Genomic DNA, 15,588 nt, shown 5'->3' on the forward strand with positions numbered 1-15,588 from the left:
CCCGGATGCGCCTGATCTTCGCCGGCACGCCGGCTGTCGCCGTACCGGCCCTGGACGCGATCGCCGCCTCCGGGCACGAGCTGCTCGCCGTGGTCACCCGCCCCGACGCCCCGGCCGGGCGGGGCCGGGGACTGGTCCGCTCGCCGGTCGGCGCGTGGGCCGACGCGCACGGCGTCGAGGTGCTCACCCCGGCCCGTCCGCGTGAGCCGGAGTTCCTCGACCGGCTGCGCGAGCTGGCGCCGGACTGCGTACCGGTGGTCGCCTACGGCGCGCTGGTGCCGCCGGTGGCGCTGGAGATCCCCCGGCACGGCTGGATCAACCTGCACTTCTCCCTGCTGCCCGCCTGGCGCGGCGCCGCGCCCGTGCAGCACGCCGTGCTGCACGGCGACGAGCTGACCGGGGCCAGCGTCTTCGAGCTGGAGGAAGGGCTGGACACCGGCCCGGTGTACGGCACCGTCACCGACGAGATCCGTCCCGCCGACACCTCCGGTGACCTGCTGGAACGGCTCGCGCACTCCGGCGCCGGGCTGCTGGTCGCGGTCCTCGACGCGATCGGCGCCGGCACCGCCCGGGCCGTGCCGCAGCCGGCCGACGGGGTCTCACTCGCCCCGAAGCTCACAGTGGAGGACGCCCGCGTCCGCTGGGGCGACCCCGCGTTCGCGGTGGACCGGCGCATCCGCGCCTGCACGCCCGCGCCCGGCCCGTGGACCACGTTCCGCGACGACCGGGTCAAGCTCGGCCCGGTCACCCCGCTGCCCGACGGCCCGGAGCTGAAGCCGGGGGAGCTGCACGTGGAGAAGTCCGGTGTGCTGGTCGGCACCGCCACCACGCCGGTGCGCCTCGGCGAGGTGCGCGCCGCAGGCAAGAAGGCCATGCCCGCCGGCGACTGGGCTCGCGGCGCCCGGGTCACCGCCGGCGAGGTGTTCGCGTGACGGGGCCGCAGCGCCCGGACCGGCCCGTCGAGGGCGAGCGTCCCGGGGGGTACGCGCGTGAGCACGGCGACCGGCCCGGCGGCGAGCGCCGGGGCGACGACCGTTTCGGCGACCGTGAGCGTGGCGCCCGGCAGCGCTCCGACCGGCCCGCCGCGGACCGGCGTGCCGGCGACCGGTTCGGCGGCGACCGTGAGCGCGGCGACCGGCGGGGCGGGGACCGGCCCGGCGGCGACCGGCGAGGCGGGGACCGGTTCGGTGGGGACCGGCGGGGCGGGCGTCCGGCCCGTCCGGCAGTCGACCTGCCCCGGCAGATCGCGTACGAGGCGATCGCGGCGGTGCACCGCGACGACGCGTACGCCAACCTGGTGCTCCCGGCGATGCTGCGCGAGGCCGGGCTGACCGGCCGGGACGCCGCGTTCGCCACCGAGCTGACCTACGGCACGCTGCGGCACACCGGCACGCTCGACGCGATCGTCACCGACGCGGCCGGGCGGGACGTGCAGCGCATCGACCCGCCGGTGCGCGACGCGCTGCGGCTCGGGGCGTACCAGATCCTGCACACCCGGGTGCCCGCGCACGCCGCGGTGTCCTCCACCGTGGACCTGGTCCGGTCCGTGGGGCCGGGCGCCACCGGGTTCGCCAACGCGGTGCTGCGGGAGATCACCAGCCGGGACGCCGACGCCTGGGTGGCGAAGCTCGCCCCGGCGCAGGAGACCGACCCGATCGGGCACCTCGCGCTCGCGTACAGCCATCCGCAGTGGATCGTGCGGTCGTTCGCCGAGGCACTCGGCGGCGACATGGGCGAGACGACCCGGCTGCTCATCGAGGACAACGAGCGCCCGCCGGTGCACCTGTGCGCCCGGCCGGGCCTGGCCGATCCGGTGGCGCTCGCCGACGAGGTGGGCGGCGCGCCCGGCGCGTTCTCGCCGTACGCGGTCTACCTGCCCGGCGGCGCGCCGGGCGATCTGCCGGCGGTGGCCGACGGCCGCGCGCACGTGCAGGACGAGGGTTCCCAGTTGGTGGCGGACGCGCTGGTGGCGGCACCGCTGGACGGCCCGGACGGCCGGTGGCTGGACCTGTGCGCGGGTCCGGGCGGCAAGTCGGGCCTGCTCGGCGCGCTCGCCGCGACCCGTGGTGCCCGGCTGACAGCTGTCGAGGTGGCCGAGCACCGGGCCCGGCTGGTCGCCCAGGCCACCCGCGGGCTGCCGGTGACTGTGGTGCACACGGACGGGCGCACAGTGGGCAGCGACCCGAAGCTGCCGGAGGAGCACTTCGACCGGGTGCTCGTGGACGCGCCGTGCACCGGGCTGGGCGCGCTGCGCCGTCGCCCGGAGTCGCGGTGGCGCCGCCAGCCGTCGGACCTGCCGCCGCTGACCCGGTTGCAGCGGGAACTGCTCACCGCCGGGCTGCGGGCGGCCCGGCCGGGCGGCCTGGTCGCGTACGTGACGTGCTCGCCGCACGTGGTGGAGACGCACGTGACGGTGACCGAGGCGGCCCGGCGGTGCGGCTTCGACGTCGACTTCGTCGACGCGCGGCCGTTGCTGCCGGCCGGCATGCCGGGCCTGGGCGACGGCCCCACTGTGCAGCTCTGGCCGCACCGCCACGGCACCGACGCCATGTTCCTGGCGGTCCTCCGCCGGGTCTGACCCACCTCTCCTCGCAGTCGATCAAGGAGTTCGTGTCGCCTGGGCCGCCGTGCCCGGACACGAACTCCTTGATCGTCATGCGGAGAAATGGGGAGGGATGGAGCGTGTGCGGCATCCCGGTGGGGAGAGGGGGCCGGTGGGATGTGACAGCCCGTTGACTGTTTGATCGATGCATGTAACTGTTTCGACCACCGGTCCCGGCACCCCCGCCCGCCGAACCCCCACGAGGAGTCTCCATGAGACGCAGAACGCCGACCACGAGCCTCGCGCTCGCCCTCGTCGCCACCCTGACGACGGCGAGCCTGGCCGGCACCGCCTCCGCCGCGCCCGCTCCGGCCGCCGCCCCCGCCCCGGCCGTCGCCGCCCTCGCCGCGCCGGACGTCTCCCTGAGCAACATCCAGGCCCACCTCACCCAGTTCAACTCCATCGCCACCAGCAACGGCGGCAACCGGCGCTCCGGCTCGGCCGGCTACACGGCGTCGGTCAACTACGTCAAGGGCAAGCTGCAGGCCGCCGGCTACACGGTCACCGAGCAGAACTGCTCCACCTGCACCTACCCCGGCAACAACCTGATCGCCGAGTGGCCGCAGGGCCCTTCCGACCAGGTCGTCATGTTCGGCGCCCACCTGGACGGCGTCTCCGCGGGCCCCGGCATCAACGACAACGCCTCCGGCTCGTCGGTGCTGCTGGAGAACGCGCTGGTGCTGGCCGCGCAGAACCCGACCATGACCAAGCGGGTCCGGTTCGCCTGGTGGAACGGCGAGGAGCAGGGCCTGCAGGGCTCCAAGCACTACGTCAACCAGCTCAGCTCCACCCAGCGGGGCTACATCAAGGGCTACTACAACTTCGACATGGTGGGCTCGCCCAACGGTGGCTACTTCATCAACCGGATCACCTCGGCCACGGCCGCGCCGCTGAAGGCGTACTGGGACTCGTTCGGCATCTCGCCGGAGGAGAACACCGAGGGCCAGGGCCGCTCGGACGACTACTCGTTCGCCAACGCCGGCATCCAGACCTCCGGCTACGCGGCGGGCGCCAGCTACACCAAGAGCTCGGCGCAGGCCAGCAAGTGGGGCGGCACCGCCGGTGCGGCGTACGACGGGTGCTACCACCGCTCCTGCGACAACACCAGCAACATCAACACGACCATCCTCAACCGGGCCGCTGACGGTGTGGCGTACGCGATCTGGCAGCTCGCCGTCGGCGGCGGCACGCCGTCCAACGACTTCTCCGTCTCGGTGAGCCCCACCTCCGGCAGCGTCGCCCGGGGCGGCTCCACCACCGCCACGGTCAGCACCGCCACCACCGCCGGCAGCGCGCAGACCGTGGCGCTGTCCGCCAGCGGCGCCCCGAGCGGCGTCTCGGTGAGCTTCAGCCCGTCCTCGGTCACCTCGGGCGGCTCGGCCACCATGACCGTCACCGCCTCGTCGACGGCCACCACCGGCACGTTCACGCTCACCGTGACCGGCACCGGCTCGGCCACCCGCACCGCCAGCTACACGATCACCGTGACCGGCGGCAGCGGCGGCTGCACCGGCGGCCAGCTCATCGGCAACAGCAGCTTCGAGTCCGGCACCACGCCGTGGACGGCCAGTTCCGGCGTGATCACCAACAGCTCCAGCCAGGCGGCCCGCACCGGGTCGTACAAGGCGTGGATGAACGGGTACGGCTCCTCGCGTACCGACACGCTGTCCCAGTCGGTCACGCTGCCGTCCGGGTGCAGCAGCTACACGTTCTCGTTCTGGCTGCACATCGACTCGGCCGAGACGACCACCTCGACCGCGTACGACAAGCTCACAGTGCAGGTCGGTTCGACGACGCTGGCCACGTACTCGAACCTGAACAAGGCCACCGGCTACACCCAGCGCACCTTCAACCTGGCCGCGTACGCCGGTCAGACGGTCACGCTGAAGTGGACCGGGGTCGAGGACTCCTCGTTGCAGACCAGCTTCGTCGTGGACGACGTGACGCTGCAGGTCGGCTGAGCGGTCCCGGGCGGGGTGGGCGCCGGCCCGCCCCGCCCGGGTCTCACGTGATCGGCAGCGCCTTCGCGCCCGCGCCCTTGACCGACCGGGTCAGCGAACGTTCGGAGACCCACAGGAAGCACTGCACGCCCCGGTCACCGTCGCGCCACTGCTCCTCGAACGGGTGGTAGATGATGGTGCCGGCCCGGTACTGCATGTTGCCGTCGTTCGGCAGCCCGGCGTACTTGGCGATCAGGCCGCGGCAGGCCTTGTGCGTGCGCAGCGGCGTGCGTTCGAACTCGGCGTAGCTGATGTCCGGCGCCTGGTAGACGCCGACGAACTCGGCGTGGTGCTTGCTGGTGCAGGCCACCGGCCGCATCGACTGCACCTCGTCCTTGCTCAGCTTCGGGTTGAAGCAGCCGAGCGCGAGCTTCGAGCCGGGCTTCAACGCACCCCGCAGACTGCCGGTGCGCTGGGCCACGGCACCCTCGTCCAGATCGGTGATCTCGGCGACGTCGCAGCGGTACCAGCGGGCCCCGCCGGACCACGCGAGCGCCGAGGGGAAGACCACCGCCAGGCGTAGCCGCCCGCCGCGCCAGTCCCCGCCGACGGCCCGGGTGACCTGCCGGGCGCAGTCGGCGTGCGCGGCGCGCACGCCGGCCGAGCCGGTCCGCGGCGGTGCGGAACGCTCCGCCTCCGCGCCGGTCATCGTGCCCACGTGCAGCGTCTCGGTGCGGTGCGGGGTGGCGCAGTCGACCGGCTGGTAGCCGCTGAGGTAGCCGACGTCGGCGACAGTGGGATGACAGGCCCCGCTCTGCGGCACGAAACCGACCGGCGCGGCGAACGCGGGCCAGTCGTCGACCAGGTCCCGGTCCACTCCGGCTGGCGCGGCACAGCCGCCGAGCGCCAGCGCCAGCGCCGCGCCCACTGTGACCGCCACCCGCCATCGCCGCATCCCGACCGACCTCCCCCGCGCATCCGGCGCCGCCCGGTCGACCGGTACGCCTCGGCGGTGCAGCATACGGCAGCCGCTCAGGTGACCGGGAGTCCCTCGGGTCCGGCGCCGCGCACCGAGCGGTTCAGCTTGCGGTCGTCACTCCACAGGAAACAGCGCACGCCCCGGTCGCCCTCCTCCCACTCCCGCTGCGACGGCGGGTAGAAGATGGACCCGGCCCGGTACGGCAGTTCGGCGTTGTCCGGCACCTCGGCGAACGCGGCGATGAGCGTCATGCAGCGCCGGTGCGTGGCGGGCGCGCCCCGGGTGAACTCCGCCCAGCTCATGTCGCGTTCCTCGTACACGCCGACGAACTCCGCCCGGTGCGGTTCGGTGCACAGCACCGGGGCCATGTAGTTGAGGTTCTGGCCGATCAGCTTCGGGTCGAAGCACCTGTGCACCAGCGGGTTGTCGCCGACCAGCGCGCCCCGCAGGCTGCCGACCCGGTTGACCGGGCGGGTGTTGTCGATGCTGTCGGTCTCGGCCAGGTCGCAGCGGAACCAGCGGGCGCCGGACGTCCAGGCGGTGACGGTGGGCAGCGCGATGTTCAACGTGAGCCGGGCGGCGCGCCAGTCCCCGCCGATCATCTCCCGGGCCCGCTGGTCGCACTCGGCGCGCGCGGTCCGCAGCGCCGGTGAGCCCGGTTCGGGGCGTACGCCCTGCGCCGCCGGCCCGCTGAACCGGCCGACGTGCACGGTCTCGGCCAGGTGGCTGCCCGCGCAGTTCACCGTCTCGTACGTGGCGGCCGCCACCACTGTGCTCAGCCGGGGCAGGCACGCCTCGGTCGCCGGGACGAACAGCTGCGGCACCGGCAGCGCCGCCCAGTCGTCGATCAGGTCGCCGTCGGCCCGATGCACCTGAGCGCAACCCGCGAGCACCGCAGTCGCGGCGCCGGCCAGCGCGAGCACGTGGAGCCACCGTCGCATCGTCCGCCCCTTCCGGGAGAGATGACAGCCGGTCGTCATAGGCCCGACCGGCGTCCCCCGCGCCCGGGCGTGCAGCATACGTGACCGTCCCTGTAGGAGTTTCGTCATCTTTCAATCGATCGGCCAGTCACCGGCGACTATTCGTGCCGATTTTTTCTCCGGACGGCCGGATGGTGCACCACGGGTGACGGAAGGATCACCGCTGGTCGCTCCGGGAGCCGTGCCGCTACCTCCGGATCACCGCGTTCGTACACTGGCCCCGTGACCGTACCGCCGCCGATCGTCGCGCCCAGCATCCTGGCCGCCGATTTCGCCCGCCTCGCCGACGAGGTCCGTGCCGTGGAGCCCGCCGCCGACTGGCTGCACGTCGACGTCATGGACAACCACTTCGTACCCAACCTGACCATCGGGCTGCCGGTGGTGCAGAGCCTGCGCGCCGTCACCGGGATTCCGTTCGACGTGCACCTGATGATCACCGACCCGCGCCGCTGGGCGCCCGGGTACGCCGACGCCGGGGCGTACAACGTCACGTTCCACGCCGAGGCGTGCGACGACCCGGTGGCGCTGGCCAAGGACCTGCGCTCGGCCGGGGCGAAGGCCGGGCTGGCGATCGACCGGGACACCCCGATCGAGCCGTACCTCGAACTGCTGCCGAGCTTCGACACGCTGCTGATCATGACGATCAAGGCCGGCTTCGGCGGCCAGCGCTTCCTGCCGCAGCTGCTGGACAAGGTGCGCGCGGCCCGCCGGCACGTCGACAGCGGGCACCTGGAGCTGCGCATCGAGGTCGACGGCGGCATCGCCGCGGACACCATCGAGCAGGCCGCCGCGGCCGGCGCCGACGCGTTCGTCGCGGGCACCGCCGTCTACGGCGCCGACGATCCCGCGGAGGCGGTACGCCGCCTGCGGGGCCTGGCGGAACGCGCGATGACCGGGGCCTGAGATGGACCCGGCCGGCGAGCGACCCGACGTGATCCTCGTCGTCGACGACGACGAGGACATCGCCCGCTTCGTCGAGTTCAACCTGCGCCTGCACGGCTTCGAGGTGCTGCACGCCGCCGACGGCCAGGAGGCGCTGGAGGTCATCGAGCGGCAGCGGCCCGACCTCGCAGTCGTCGACCTGATGATGCCGCGCATCGACGGGCTGGAGCTGACCCGGCGGCTGCGCGCCGACCCGATGACCTCGGCCCTGCCGGTGATCATGCTGACCGCCAAGGGGATGACCCAGGACAAGGTCAACGGGCTCAGCGTCGGCGCGGACGACTACCTGGTCAAGCCGTTCGACACGCTGGAACTGGTGGCCCGGGTCAACTCCACGCTGCGGCGCAACAAGGAGTTCCGGGAGGTCTCGCCGCTGACCGGGCTGCCCGGCAACAGCCGGATCCGGCGGGAGATCAGCGACCGGGTACGCAACGGCGTCGACTACGCCGTCGGCTACATCGACATCGACCGGTTCAAGAGCGTCAACGACCGGTACGGCTTCGTGCGCGGCGACGAGTTCATCTCGGCGCTGGCCCGCAGCCTGCACCGGGCGGTGGTGTCGATCGGGCTGCCGCCGGCGTTCCTCGGCCACGTCGGCGGCGACGACTTCGTCATCGTCTGCGCGCCCAGCCAGGTCCGGCCGCTGACCAGCCGGGCCGTCGTCGACTTCGAGAAGGCCGCCGACGCGCTCTACGACGCCACCGACCGGGAACGCGGCTTCGTCGAGCTGAAGGACCGGCGCGGCAACATCCGCCGCGCCGCGCTCGTCACGCTCTCCATCGGCGTGTCGCTGTCCGATTCCGGCAAGCGGTTCACCGACCCGCTGGAGGCGATCGCGGTGGCCTCGGAGATGAAGACGGTGGCCAAGAGCCAGCCCGGCTCGTACGTGGCGGTGGACCGCCGGCGCGGCGTCACCTGACCGGTCCTGTGAGGTAGCTCGCCTCTGTGGCGCGCGCCCGGGCGGAACGTGTAAGACTTCCCCTATACCCACCACGCGCTGGCGGGGCTCGGTGAAATTCCGAACCGGCGGTGATCCACGGTCCGACCGTGGTAAGCCCGCGACCCGGACGGCTTCGGCCGGACGGTGGACCTGGTGAAAATCCGGGGCCGACGGTTGGGGTGCGGCTCGTCCGCCCCCAGAAAGTCCGGATGGGAGACAGCGCGCGGAACGGGGGAGGCCCCTGCCGGCCGCTGAGCACCCTCAGCCGCCGCGTGGGCTCCCCGGGGTCGGCGTCGCCGTCCCCGGGTTCTCCGCCGCCGCGTGTCCGCGGCTTTCGTGGCCGTTCCTCCCGAACCCCGCCCGCGCGCGACCGGCGAGCGGGAGGACAGGCGGCCATGGCGAGCGTCTCCGTCGACGAGGCGATGCGTCGTGCCATCGAACTGGCCGCGCGGGGCCTCGGCGCCACGAGCCCCAACCCGGTGGTCGGCTGCGTGCTGCTCGACACCGACGGCGAGGTCGTCGGCGAGGGCTTCCACGCGTACGCCGGCGGCCCGCACGCGGAGATCGTCGCGCTGGCCCAGGCTGGCACGCGGGCCCGCGGCGGCACCGCGGTGGTCACCCTGGAACCCTGCGACCACACCGGCCGCACCGGCCCGTGCAGCCACGCGCTCATCGCCGCCGGGGTGTCCCGCGTGGTGATCGCCGTGCCCGACCCCAACCCGGTCGCCTCCGGCGGCGCCGCCACGCTGCGCGCCGCCGGGGTCCAGGTCGCTTTGGGGGTACGCGCGCAGGAGGCCGAGGCCGGCAACGTCGCCTGGCTCACCTCGATGCGCCGCGGCTGGCCGTACGTGATCTGGAAGTACGCGGCCACGCTCGACGGGCGTTCCGCCGCCGCCGACGGCACCAGCATGTGGATCACCTCCGAGGCGGCCCGGATCGACGTGCACGCGCTGCGCGGCACCGTCGACGCGGTGCTCGCCGGGGTGGGCACCGTGCTCACCGACGACCCCCGGCTGACCGCCCGCAACCTGCGCGACGGCACCATGGCCATCCGGCAGCCGCTGCGGGTGGTGGTGGACAGCTCGGGGCGTACCCCGGCCGACGCCCGGGTCCGCGACGGCGCCGCGCGCACGTGGATCGCCACCGCCGCGGAGGTCGGCGCCGGGCCGGACGGCCGGGTCGACCTGCCGGCGCTGCTGGCGGAGCTGCACCACCGGGGCGTGCGGGCCGCGTTGCTGGAGGGCGGGCCGACGCTGGCCGGCGCGTTCCTCGCCGCCGGCCTGGTCGACAGGATCGTCGGGTACGTCGCGCCGAAGCTGCTCGGCGCCGGCCCGACCGCGCTGCTCGACGCCGGCGTGAGCACCATCGCCGACGCCATCGATCTGGAGATCACCGACGTTACGCGGGTCGGTCCCGACCTGCGGATCACCGCGCTGCCCCGGAAGAGGGAGAGCTGACATGTTCACCGGCATCGTCGAGGAACTGGGCGAGATCGTCCGGAGCACCGAGACCGGCGACGACTCCGCGCTGGTCGCCATCCGCGGCCCGCTCGTCACCTCGGACGCCCGGCACGGCGACTCGATCGCCGTCAACGGCGTCTGCCTCACCGTGGTCGACGTCGACGGCGGCGTGTTCACCGCCGACGTGATGGGCGAGACGCTGCGCCGTACCGCGCTCGGCGCGCTGCGCCCCGGCGACCCGGTCAACCTGGAACGGGCCGCCGCACTCAACAGCCGCCTCGGCGGGCACCTGGTGCAGGGCCACGTCGACGGCGTCGGCGAGATCGTCGCCCGGGAGCCCGCCGCGCAGTGGGAGACCGTGCGGTTCCGGCTGCCCGCCGGGCTGGCCCGGTACGTGGTGGAGAAGGGCTCGATCACCGTCGACGGCGTGTCGTTGACCGTCGCCGAGGCGGGCGACGACTGGTTCTCGGTCGGCCTGATCCCCACCACGCTCAAGCTCACCGTGCTCGGCACGAAGCGGATCGGCGACCCGGTCAACCTGGAGGTGGACGTGCTGGCCAAGTACGTCGAGCGGCTGCTCGGCGACCGCGGCGCGGGGGGTGCCCGGTGATGGGCCCGCTCGGCTGGCTGCTCGACGCCCAGGTGCAGGTGGCCGGCTCGCCGGTGCTGGTCCGGGAGATCGTCGGCAACGTCTTCGGGCTCGGCTCGGCGCTGCTCGGGCTGCGCCGAGTGGTCTGGGCCTGGCCGGTCGGCATGATCGGCAACGCGCTGCTGTTCACCGTGTTCCTCGGCGGTGTCTTCGTCACCCCGCAGGCGCACGACCTCTACGGCCAGGCCGGCCGGCAGGTCTTCTTCTTCGCCGTCAGCGTGTACGGCTGGTGGCGCTGGTCGCGCAACCGGCGTGCCGGTGGCGGGGACGAGCCTGCCGTGGTGCCGCGCTGGGCCACCTGGCCGGAGCGGCTCGGCCTGCTCGTGGCCGCCGCCGTCGGCACCGCCGCCGCGTACCCGGTGCTCGCCGCGCTCGGCTCGTGGGGGCCGCTGCCGGACGCCTGGATCCTGGTCGGCAGCCTGCTCGCCACGTACGGCATGGCCCGCGGCTGGGTCGAGTTCTGGCTGATCTGGATCGCCGTCGACGCGGTCGGCGTACCGCTGCTGCTGCGCGGTGGCTTCTACCCGTCGGCCGCCATGTACCTGGTCTACGGCGCGTTCTGCGCCGCAGGCCTGTACAGCTGGTGGCGCACCTCCCGGGCCGTCGCGACCGCGCCCGCCCCGATCCCGGCGACGTACTCGGAGGCCGTGGCATGAGCACGTTCGGTTCGATCGAGCAGGCGGTGGCGGACATCGCCGCCGGGCGTCCGGTGGTCGTGGTCGACGACGAGGACCGCGAGAACGAGGGCGACCTGATCTTCGCGGCCGAGCTGGCCACCCCGGAGCTGGTCGCGTTCATGGTCCGGTACACCTCCGGCTACATCTGCGTGCCGCTGACCGAGGACGAGTGCGACCGGCTCGACCTGCCGCCGATGCACCACACGAACCAGGACCGGCGCGGCACCGCGTACACGGTGACTGTGGACGCCCGGGAGGGCGTCAGCACCGGCATCTCGGCCGCCGACCGGTCGCACACCATCCGGCTGCTCGCCGACGCCGCCACCGGCCCGACCGACCTGGCCCGGCCCGGTCACGTGGTGCCGCTGCGCGCCCGCGCCGGCGGGGTGCTGCGCCGTCCCGGGCACACCGAGGCGGCGGTGGACCTGACCCGGATGGCCGGGCTGCGCCCGGCCGGGGTGCTCTGCGAGCTGGTGAACGACGACGGCACCATGATGCGCCTGCCGGACATGGAGAAGTTCTGCGCCGAGCACGGGCTGACGCTCGTCACCATCGCGGACCTGATCGCACACCGGCGGCGTACCGAGAAGCAGGTCGAGCTGGCCGCCGAGGCTCGGATGCCCACCCCGTACGGCGTGTTCCGGGCGCTCGGCTACCGCGCCGAGCACGACCCGGCCGAACACGTGGCGCTGGTCATGGGTGACCTCGGCGACGGGCGGGACGTGCTGGTGCGGGTGCACTCCGAGTGTCTCACCGGCGACGTGTTCGGCTCGCTGCGCTGCGACTGCGGGCCGCAGTTGCAGGCCGCGCTGGCCCGGGTCGCGCAGGAGGGCCGCGGCGTGGTCCTCTACGTGCGCGGGCACGAGGGCCGGGGCATCGGCCTGCTGCACAAGCTGCAGGCGTACCAGCTCCAGGACCAGGGCCGCGACACCGTGGACGCGAACCTCGACCTGGGCCTGCCGGCCGACGCCCGCGACTACGGCACAGGTGCGCAGATCCTCTACGACCTGGGCGTCCGGTCGATGCGGCTGCTGACCAACAACCCGGCCAAGCGGGCCGGGCTGGAGGGGTACGGCCTCACCGTGACCGGCCGGGAGGGGCTGCCGGTGCGCTCCAACCCGGAGAACGTGCGCTACCTGCGCACCAAGCGGGACCGGATGGGCCACCTGCTGGACGGACTGGACGAGGTGACCGAGGCGCCGATGGGCCGCCCGGTCGCCGGTGACGAGATCGGAGCGTAGGGCGATGGCGGGTTTCGGTGAGCCGGGCGTGACCGCGGTGGACGCCGCCGGGATGACTGTGGGCGTGGTGGCCGCCCGGTGGCACGGCGACCTGACCGACCACATGACCGAGCGTGCGGTGGCCGCCGCGCAGGCGTGCGGGGCGCGGGCAGTGGTGGCCCGGGTGGCCGGCTCGGTGGAGCTGCCGGTGGTGGCCCAGGCGATGGCCCGCCGCTTCGACGTGGTCGTCGCGCTCGGCGTGGTGGTACGCGGCGCGACGGCGCACTTCGACTACGTCTGCAAGTCGGTCACCGAGGGGCTGACCCGGGTGGCGCTGGACGAGGGCAAGCCGGTGGCGCACGGGGTCCTCACGGTGGACACCGTCGAGCAGGCCCGCGACCGGGCCGGGCTGCCCGGCTCGGCCGAGGACAAGGGCTGGTCGGCGACCGTGGCGGCGCTGGACGCCGCCCTGGCCGTCCGCGCCCTCGACGCCCAGTCCGCCCAGCGGGTCGGCTTCGCCTGACCCACCCGGCCCGTCACCAGGAGCGGCTGGAAGAATCGCCTTCCGTGAAGACGTTCGAGGAGTTGTTCGCCGAGCTGCAGGCCAAGGCCGCCGCCGGCACCCCGGGCTCGGGCACCGTCGAGGCGCTCGCCAAGGGCGTGCACTTCATCGGCAAGAAGGTCGTCGAGGAGGCGGCCGAGTCGTGGATGGCCGCCGAGCACGAGGGCCCGGAGCGGGCCGCCGAGGAGATCTCCCAGCTGCTCTACCAGGCGCAGGTGCTGATGCTCGCCACCGGCCTGGAACTGAAGGACGTCTACCGACATCTCTGAGTGCCCGTCCGCTGATCATCCGATCGAACGAAGGAGCACTCCCATGCTGCGTGTCGCAGTACCCAACAAGGGCGCCCTGGCCGAGTCGGCCGCCGGGATGCTGCGCGAGGCGGGCTACCGCCAGCGCACCGACCCGAAGGACCTCGTCTGCCGGGACGAGGCCAACGACATCGAGTTCTTCTACCTGCGCCCCAAGGACATCGCCACCTACGTCGGCTCCGGTGACCTGGACGTCGGCATCACCGGCCGCGACCTGCTGATCGACTCCGGCGCGCCGGCCGAGGAGATCGTCGACCTCAACTTCGGGCGGGCCACGTTCCGGTTCGCCGCCCGGCCCGACGACGTCGCCTCCGTCCAGCAGCTCGGCGGGCACCGCATCGCCACCGCGTACCCGGGTCTGGTCGAGCGGCACCTGGCCGAGCTGGGCGTCAAGGCCGACGTGATCCGCCTGGACGGCGCGGTGGAGAACGCCATCCGCCTCGGCGTGGCCGACGTGGTCGCCGACGTGGTGGAGACCGGCGCGACGCTGCGCCAGGCCGGCCTGGTGGTCTTCGGTGAGCCGCTGCTGCGCTCCTCGGCGGTGCTGGTCCGCCGCGCCGGTGCTCCCGGCGGCGCGCAGCAGGAGCAGTTGCAGCGCCGGCTGCACGGCGTGCTCGTCGCCCGCCGGTACGTGATGCTCGCCTACGACGTCCCGGCCGGCCTGCTCGACCGGGCCAGCTCGCTGACCCCCGGCATCGAGTCGCCCACCGTCTCGCCGCTGCACCGGGAGGGCTGGGTCGCGGTGCAGGCGATGGTGCTCCGCGACGACGTCCACCGGATCATGGACGAGCTGTACGAGCTGGGCGCCCGCGCGATCCTCGTCACCAACATCCACGCCTGCCGGCTGTGAGACCGCTGCCGCTCCCGGCCGCGCTCGCGGTGGTCGTGGCCGGCGGCGTGGCCTCGGCCGCCCAGGGCGCGGTCAACGCCGAGATGGGGGAGCGGACCGGTGCCCCGGTCCTCGGCGCGGTCGTCAACAACCTCGGCGGCTGCCTGCTGGTGCTGGCCGGGATCGTGGCGCTGCCGTCGATGCGCGCCGGGCTGGCCGGGCTGCGCCGCTCCGGGCTGCCGTGGTGGGCGTACCTCGGCGGGGTGGGCGGCGCGGTGATCGTGCTGGTCGCCCCGGTGGTGGTGCCGGTGCTCGGGGTGGCGGTGTTCACTATCGCCCAGGTGGCAGGCGGCAGCCTCGGCGGTCTCGCGGTGGACCGGGCCGGGCTGGCCGCGACCGGGCGGATGCCGCTCACAGTGCCCCGGGTCGGCGGCGCGGTGCTCGGCGTCGGCGCGGTGGCCCTCGCCCAGCTCGGCCGCCCGGTCGGTGACCTGGCGGTCGGGCTGGTGCTGCTCTGCGTCCTGGGCGGGCTGGCGGTGGCGGGGCAGTCCGCGCTCAACGGCCGGGTCGCCGCCTCGGTCGGCCCGGCCGCCGGCCTCGCTGTCAACTTCGCGGTCAGCACAGTGCTGATCGGCGCGGTCGCGGCGCTGACCGGAGCGCTCGCGAGCCAGCCCCGCTGGCCTGCCCAGTGGTGGCTCTACGTCGGCGGCCTGCTCGGCGTCGGCATCGTGCTCTCGCTGCTGGTCGGGGTACGCGCCGCCGGGGTGCTGCGTACCGGCCTGGCGCTGGTGGCCGGGCAGCTCGGCGGAGCGCTGCTGCTGGACCTGGTGCTGCCCGGCGGCCCCGGTGTCCGGCTGCCGGTGCTGGCCGGCGCCCTGCTCACGCTGCTCGCCGTGGTGGTCACCAGCCTGCGCCGGCGTGGCCCGGAGCGTGTGGCGGCCGAAGGCGCGCCCGAACCGGATGGCAGACTGGTCGGGTGAGCGATTCCGTGGTGACCGTGCGACCCCGCCGCGTCCGGGTCGTCTGCTGGGTGTCGGCCGTCACGCTGATCGTGGTGTTCAGCCTCGTCGCGACGTCGCTGACCGGCGCCACCGGCAACGGCTACGGCACGTTCCAGCGCGGCGACCAGTTCGCCATGATCGGCCTGGGTGTCTTCGGCGCGCTCGGCTTCCTGCTGTTCACCCGCCCTCGCGTGATCGCCGACGCCAGGGGCGTCCGGGTGCGCAACGTGTTCAGCTCGTACGAGCTGCCGTGGGAGGTCGTCCGCGGTGTCCGGTTCGACAGGGGCGCCCCGTGGGCCAGCCTGGAGCTGCACGACGACGACCTGCTGCCGATGGTCGCCTTGCAGGCCGCCGACAAGGAGAGCGCGGTCGAGGCGGTCCGCGCGTTGCGCCGCCTGCACCAGGCGCACCTGGCGGCGCTGTCCGCCGGCCAGTCGGCACCCCGCTGACCAGCGAGCCCGGTTTGGGCTGGCCTGGGCCGAGGGTGTAGTGTTGCGGA

15 protein-coding genes, 1 pseudogene and 1 riboswitch are annotated in these 15,588 nt (G+C 73.8%); of the genes and pseudogenes, 14 read left to right on the forward strand and 2 right to left on the reverse strand.

Annotation, left to right across the window (positions count from 1 at the left end):
- The first annotated feature begins 5 nt into the window (after positions 1–5).
- The 3 genes from fmt (at position 6) to IF06_RS0112325 (ending at position 4,563) form a co-directional block, all read left to right on the forward strand.
- The gene (gene fmt, locus IF06_RS0112315; protein ID WP_013285524.1) at positions 6–932 is read left to right on the forward strand and encodes a methionyl-tRNA formyltransferase; all 927 of its coding nucleotides are present in this window, start codon (positions 6–8) and stop codon (positions 930–932) included.
- Complete coding sequence (locus tag IF06_RS0112320) at positions 929–2,578, forward strand: RsmB/NOP family class I SAM-dependent RNA methyltransferase (RefSeq protein ID WP_030271059.1); 1,650 nt, start codon at positions 929–931, stop codon at positions 2,576–2,578. The genes fmt and IF06_RS0112320 overlap by 4 nt, the downstream gene beginning before the upstream one ends.
- Positions 2,579–2,814: 236 nt before the next feature.
- Complete coding sequence (locus IF06_RS0112325) at positions 2,815–4,563, forward strand: M28 family metallopeptidase (protein ID WP_013285526.1); 1,749 nt, start codon at positions 2,815–2,817, stop codon at positions 4,561–4,563.
- Between the two features lie 43 nt (positions 4,564–4,606).
- Here the strand turns inward: IF06_RS0112325 and IF06_RS0112330 are convergent, their stop codons facing one another.
- Complete coding sequence (locus IF06_RS0112330; protein WP_013285527.1) at positions 4,607–5,497, reverse strand: septum formation family protein; 891 nt, start codon at positions 5,495–5,497, stop codon at positions 4,607–4,609.
- Positions 5,498–5,574: 77 nt separating this feature from the next.
- Complete coding sequence (locus tag IF06_RS0112335; protein WP_013285528.1) at positions 5,575–6,462, reverse strand: septum formation family protein; 888 nt, start codon at positions 6,460–6,462, stop codon at positions 5,575–5,577.
- A gap of 261 nt (positions 6,463–6,723) precedes the next feature.
- Here IF06_RS0112335 and rpe point away from each other — a divergent pair, with 261 nt between their 5' ends.
- From rpe to IF06_RS0112390, 11 genes and pseudogenes are all read left to right on the forward strand, one after another.
- A complete protein-coding gene (gene rpe, locus IF06_RS0112340) occupies positions 6,724–7,404 on the forward strand; it encodes a ribulose-phosphate 3-epimerase (RefSeq protein WP_013285529.1) in 681 nt (226 codons plus the stop codon).
- A gap of 1 nt (position 7,405) precedes the next feature.
- Positions 7,406–8,362: a response regulator gene (locus tag IF06_RS0112345; RefSeq protein ID WP_013285530.1), complete on the forward strand. Its 957-nt coding sequence runs from the start codon at positions 7,406–7,408 to the stop codon at positions 8,360–8,362.
- Positions 8,363–8,435: 73 nt separating this feature from the next.
- A riboswitch (FMN riboswitch) is annotated at positions 8,436–8,608 on the forward strand.
- Positions 8,609–8,778: 170 nt separating this feature from the next.
- Entirely contained in the window at positions 8,779–9,840 is a 1,062-nt protein-coding gene (gene ribD, locus IF06_RS0112350) for a bifunctional diaminohydroxyphosphoribosylaminopyrimidine deaminase/5-amino-6-(5-phosphoribosylamino)uracil reductase RibD (protein WP_030271062.1), read from the forward strand.
- A 1-nt stretch (position 9,841) separates the two neighbouring features.
- Positions 9,842–10,463, forward strand: a pseudogene (locus IF06_RS0112355) (riboflavin synthase); the annotation flags it as partial.
- Positions 10,453–11,148, forward strand: a complete 696-nt coding sequence (gene pnuC, locus IF06_RS0112360) for a nicotinamide riboside transporter PnuC (protein ID WP_030271064.1) — start codon at positions 10,453–10,455, stop codon at positions 11,146–11,148. The pseudogene IF06_RS0112355 and the gene pnuC, both read left to right, overlap by 11 nt.
- Positions 11,145–12,410, forward strand: a complete 1,266-nt coding sequence (locus IF06_RS0112365) for a bifunctional 3,4-dihydroxy-2-butanone-4-phosphate synthase/GTP cyclohydrolase II (RefSeq protein WP_030271066.1) — start codon at positions 11,145–11,147, stop codon at positions 12,408–12,410. The genes pnuC and IF06_RS0112365 overlap by 4 nt, the downstream gene beginning before the upstream one ends.
- A 4-nt stretch (positions 12,411–12,414) precedes the next feature.
- Entirely contained in the window at positions 12,415–12,912 is a 498-nt protein-coding gene (gene ribH, locus IF06_RS0112370) for a 6,7-dimethyl-8-ribityllumazine synthase (protein ID WP_013474910.1), read from the forward strand.
- Positions 12,913–12,938: 26 nt separating this feature from the next.
- Entirely contained in the window at positions 12,939–13,220 is a 282-nt protein-coding gene (locus tag IF06_RS0112375; protein WP_198039659.1) for a phosphoribosyl-ATP diphosphatase, read from the forward strand.
- A 43-nt stretch (positions 13,221–13,263) separates the two neighbouring features.
- On the forward strand, positions 13,264–14,109 hold the full coding sequence (gene hisG / locus IF06_RS0112380) for an ATP phosphoribosyltransferase (protein ID WP_013285537.1): 846 nt from the start codon (positions 13,264–13,266) through the stop codon (positions 14,107–14,109).
- The gene (locus IF06_RS0112385) at positions 14,106–15,068 is read left to right on the forward strand and encodes a DMT family transporter (RefSeq protein WP_030271067.1); all 963 of its coding nucleotides are present in this window, start codon (positions 14,106–14,108) and stop codon (positions 15,066–15,068) included. The genes hisG and IF06_RS0112385 overlap by 4 nt, the downstream gene beginning before the upstream one ends.
- Positions 15,065–15,538 (forward strand): PH domain-containing protein, encoded by a 474-nt coding sequence (locus IF06_RS0112390; RefSeq protein WP_030271068.1) that lies wholly within the window; start codon positions 15,065–15,067, stop codon positions 15,536–15,538. Before IF06_RS0112385 ends, IF06_RS0112390 begins: the two co-directional genes overlap by 4 nt.
- Positions 15,539–15,588 lie beyond the last annotated feature (50 nt).

Origin of the sequence: Micromonospora globosa, assembly GCF_000717585.1 — a bacterium.
Lineage (GTDB): Bacteria > Actinomycetota > Actinomycetes > Mycobacteriales > Micromonosporaceae > Micromonospora > Micromonospora aurantiaca.

What these genes read in the sequence shown, in the direction of transcription:
- hisG (WP_013285537.1), top strand. Translation starts at nt 13,264, where the DNA reads ATGCTGCGTGTCGCAGTACCCAACAAGGGCGCCCTGGCCGAGTCGGCC.
- IF06_RS0112325 (WP_013285526.1), top strand. Translation starts at nt 2,815, where the DNA reads ATGAGACGCAGAACGCCGACCACGAGCCTCGCGCTCGCCCTCGTCGCC.
- pnuC (WP_030271064.1), top strand. Translation starts at nt 10,453, where the DNA reads ATGGGCCCGCTCGGCTGGCTGCTCGACGCCCAGGTGCAGGTGGCCGGC.
- IF06_RS0112345 (WP_013285530.1), top strand. Translation starts at nt 7,406, where the DNA reads ATGGACCCGGCCGGCGAGCGACCCGACGTGATCCTCGTCGTCGACGAC.
- ribD (WP_030271062.1), top strand. Translation starts at nt 8,779, where the DNA reads ATGGCGAGCGTCTCCGTCGACGAGGCGATGCGTCGTGCCATCGAACTG.
- fmt (WP_013285524.1), top strand. Translation starts at nt 6, where the DNA reads ATGCGCCTGATCTTCGCCGGCACGCCGGCTGTCGCCGTACCGGCCCTG.
- ribH (WP_013474910.1), top strand. Translation starts at nt 12,415, where the DNA reads ATGGCGGGTTTCGGTGAGCCGGGCGTGACCGCGGTGGACGCCGCCGGG.
- IF06_RS0112335 (WP_013285528.1), bottom strand. Translation starts at nt 6,462, where the DNA reads ATGCGACGGTGGCTCCACGTGCTCGCGCTGGCCGGCGCCGCGACTGCG.
- IF06_RS0112365 (WP_030271066.1), top strand. Translation starts at nt 11,145, where the DNA reads ATGAGCACGTTCGGTTCGATCGAGCAGGCGGTGGCGGACATCGCCGCC.
- IF06_RS0112330 (WP_013285527.1), bottom strand. Translation starts at nt 5,497, where the DNA reads ATGCGGCGATGGCGGGTGGCGGTCACAGTGGGCGCGGCGCTGGCGCTG.